General features: G+C 32.1%; 6 protein-coding genes. All 6 read right to left on the minus strand.

The genetic code is table 11. The annotated features are described in order from the left end of the window. Nucleotides 1-70 precede the first annotated feature (70 nt). Nucleotides 71-337, minus strand: a complete 267-nt coding sequence (locus AXF17_RS01450; RefSeq protein WP_094233485.1) for a hypothetical protein — start codon at nucleotides 335-337, stop codon at nucleotides 71-73. Next, nucleotides 312-617: a hypothetical protein gene (locus AXF17_RS01455; RefSeq protein ID WP_094233486.1), complete on the minus strand. Its 306-nt coding sequence runs from the start codon at nucleotides 615-617 to the stop codon at nucleotides 312-314. Before AXF17_RS01455 ends, AXF17_RS01450 begins: the two co-directional genes overlap by 26 nt. A 19-nt stretch (nucleotides 618-636) precedes the next feature. Continuing rightward, entirely contained in the window at nucleotides 637-1,185 is a 549-nt protein-coding gene (locus AXF17_RS01460; protein ID WP_094233487.1) for a hypothetical protein, read from the minus strand. Between the two features lie 19 nt (nucleotides 1,186-1,204). Then, entirely contained in the window at nucleotides 1,205-1,753 is a 549-nt protein-coding gene (locus AXF17_RS01465; protein ID WP_094233488.1) for a stage II sporulation protein M, read from the minus strand. 1 nt (nucleotide 1,754) lies between these two features. After that, a complete protein-coding gene (locus tag AXF17_RS01470; RefSeq protein WP_094233489.1) occupies nucleotides 1,755-2,921 on the minus strand; it encodes a hypothetical protein in 1,167 nt (388 codons plus the stop codon). Nucleotides 2,922-3,065: 144 nt separating this feature from the next. After that, the coding region (locus tag AXF17_RS09105) for a MucBP domain-containing protein (RefSeq protein WP_169711291.1) at nucleotides 3,066-3,322 on the minus strand (257 nt) is incomplete at its 5' end.

The following is a 3,322-nucleotide window of genomic DNA, read 5'->3' on the forward strand; positions in this document are numbered from 1 at the left end:
TTTAAGAACCCCAGCTTAGCACTGCTAAACTGTAGTTCTTTTGCGTTTACTCAAATTCTATATTCAATTATTAGTTGAATCGCTTATAGTACTTCTTGTTGAACTGCTTCTGCATGTTGATCAGTGGCTTGCGATTGACGTTGGCTTCGACAATGAACCCGAAGTTATTGTATATGTCTTTGTAAAGGGCTTCCTGATCTACAGTCTTGGCATCTATTTCATCATGCTCTGTCGAGCTATCATACCCATATTCTAATCTGAAAGCTTCATCAAAAAAATAGTCTTTATCCACAACGTCATAAAATATATATCTACTTTTTTTTCTCTTTAATATCATGAATTATAATAACTTGTTCACCATTTGCAAAATTATTGTAAATAGCAAAACCACCATCGTCTCTATACCGTATATTTTTCTTGTTAGGTTTATAGATGACTCCAATATTCTCTATCGCCATTGCCATCTCTGGATGCGTTCCATTCTTATGCTCCATGTTGTGGGCATAGTAAACGGAGTATTTTCTGAGGTTGTAGTCTATATACCAGTTATCATATAGATGTACAAGTCCTATAGTTGCACATAAAGTAATTAAAATTGTTATTAACATCTTCTTCATTGAATTTCACACCTCACCATTAGTTGAATCGCTTATAGTATTTCTTGTTGAACTCTTTCTGCATGTTAATAAGTGGTTTGCGATTGACATTGGCTTCGACGAGGAAGCCGAAGTTATTGTAGATTTCTTTATAAAGATCTTCCTGATCTATGGTACTGACATCTTTTTCGTATTCACCTATTGATCTATTATATATATTTGTTAGGCTAAATGTTTCATTAAAAAAATAGCTTTTATCCACTACATTATAATAAATATAACGAAGTTTCTTTTCTCCTGGATTACAACTTATAATAACTTGTTCACTATTTGTAAATGTATTGTAAATAGTATAACCTCCATCTTCTCTATACCGTATATTCTTCTTGTTAGGTTTATAAATAACATCCATATTTTCTAATGCCATTGCCATCTCTGGATGTGTTCCCTCTTTATGTTCCATGTGGTGAGCATAGTAAACAGAGTATTTTCTGATGTTGTGGTCGATGTATAGGTCGGCGCATATGAAAATAATACACATATATATGCCTAGTATTATTGTAATAGTGGCTATTAGTATTTTCTTCATTGAAATTCACACCTTACCATTAGTTGAATCGCTTATAGTATTTCTTGTTGAACTCTTTCTGCATGTTAATCAGCGGTTTGCGATTGACATTGGCTTCGACAAGGAAACCGAAGTTGTTATAAACCTCATTGTATAATTCTTCTTCGTCGATATCACTTTTCTCTGGATCCAGATTTGCTGAATCGCGATTATAAACAATTTTTAGAGTAAAATCAGCATTAAAAATATACCTATTATTATCTGGTCTTAAGTAAAAATATTCTGTATTTTCTTGAGCATATGTTGCGCTAATCGCAGGCACAATACCATTATTTTTATTTCTTTCATTATACACTTTCGCCAGTCCATCATAGTCATATTTTATTCCTCTACTCACTGGTGTATGTATAACCTTTATGTTCTCTAATGCCATTGCCATTTCTGGGTGTGCTCCCTTCTTGTGTTCTATGTTATGAGCATAATAAACAGAGTATCTTCTGAGATTTTGAGCAGGGTATAAATTTGTATATGCAAACCATCCGAAAGATATAGCTATTATAAATATTGTTGCAATTTTTAGCTTTTTCATTTTATCGGCTTCTCCTTCGTCTAAATATATTTTTTATTACACGCTTCGCTTTAAATGCCACTTTTTTGGCTTTAGCTGTCACCTTTCTACAAGTTTTTCGTATTAATCTTGTAGTATTTTTAATTGCCACTCTTGACTTTGAATATATCTTTACAATTGTTTTTTTCATTTTAATGAGAGGCTTTTTTATAATATTTTTAACAGACTTCATTCGCTTTTTTTGATTTTGATAAATAGAAGCTTTCTTTTTTTCCGTAACTCTTGCTGTAAAATACTTATTTTTTAGTATCTTATCATTACACTGCTTCTTAATATAATTAATACAAGGAATAATTCTTTGATAGAATAGCTTCTTCACGTATATATTCACTACCTTATTCAGAGCATTAGCTGTAATACTGGGCAAGGAATTAACAATGCCAATCCATGCAAGTACCATTTCCCCTACTTTTTTAACAAAGTTTTTTCTCCCCTTCTCAAATTCTTTTTTTAGAAAACCAAAAACTCCTATACCCATTAACGCAATTCCTCCAAAGGATAAACTTGCCCAAAAGTGATTTAAGAAGTTTTGTTCATCTGCTGAGATTCCTGGTCCTGCTTGAGATCTTAATGCCTCACTATACATCTCCTCTCTTATACGATTTAAATCATCTTGATTGTAATATTCTATAATTGTATCACTATACAACCTTCCCCGATATTTAGGATGAAACTTGAATATAAATGCATCTTTATCTGAACGCATATCTTTGTCGTTAATATTTGTCCAAATATCCCCTGTGAGTGAATTTAAATAGAAAAATTTAGTCTTTGGTGATTCAATAGTAAAAGGTGTTACAGAAATAAATTTAATTATTTCTCTAATCCTACTGCTTTTTTCATATGAACCAAGAGGGCATGCCATATGTGGTAAATCAATTGGGTAACGAATGTCATAATTTGTATCATCTAACGTGGTTAGTATTTTACTATACTTTTCTTTTGGGATTAAATCTGTATTTATGTTATTTGCATGATTTTGAAGAAAACTTCCACTATAAGATGGATACATTATCGCATTTGCAACTTCATGATTTATCTTATCCCTATTATTCCCGTATTTCTTTCTCGCATTCTTCTCTACCTCTTTGAGATATTGTATGAATTCCTTCTTTTCCTTTGCAGTCATTCCTGTATTTACTAGGAATGGATCTTTTTTAGATGACTTAGATTTGGTATATGATTTAGCACTGCTGCTAGTTACCGATTTGTATGTTCTATTAGTTTTTACAGTATTACTCGGTATGCTTCTTCTGGTTCTTTTTGCACGATTTTATGGTGCTATGTTGTTTGCGGTGCTTTCCTGCACTGGATTTTTCCTATATACAAAGCGAATTATCGGTTTGTTTATATTACTTATATCCTTTTGTACACCAATTAAGCTGTAGTTTAGTATATCTGCTTTATCTATCCTATAGCTATATCCGGTTATTCCTTTTAGATTTGTAGCCTGCTTTATAGGGGTTCCTTGTTCATCTATATATTCAACTCTTATATGCTGGTTAACCTTTGTTTCTACTTTTGCCTGCA

Source organism: Mogibacterium pumilum (assembly GCF_002243385.1).
GTDB classification, from domain to species: Bacteria; Bacillota; Clostridia; order Peptostreptococcales; family Anaerovoracaceae; genus Mogibacterium; species Mogibacterium pumilum.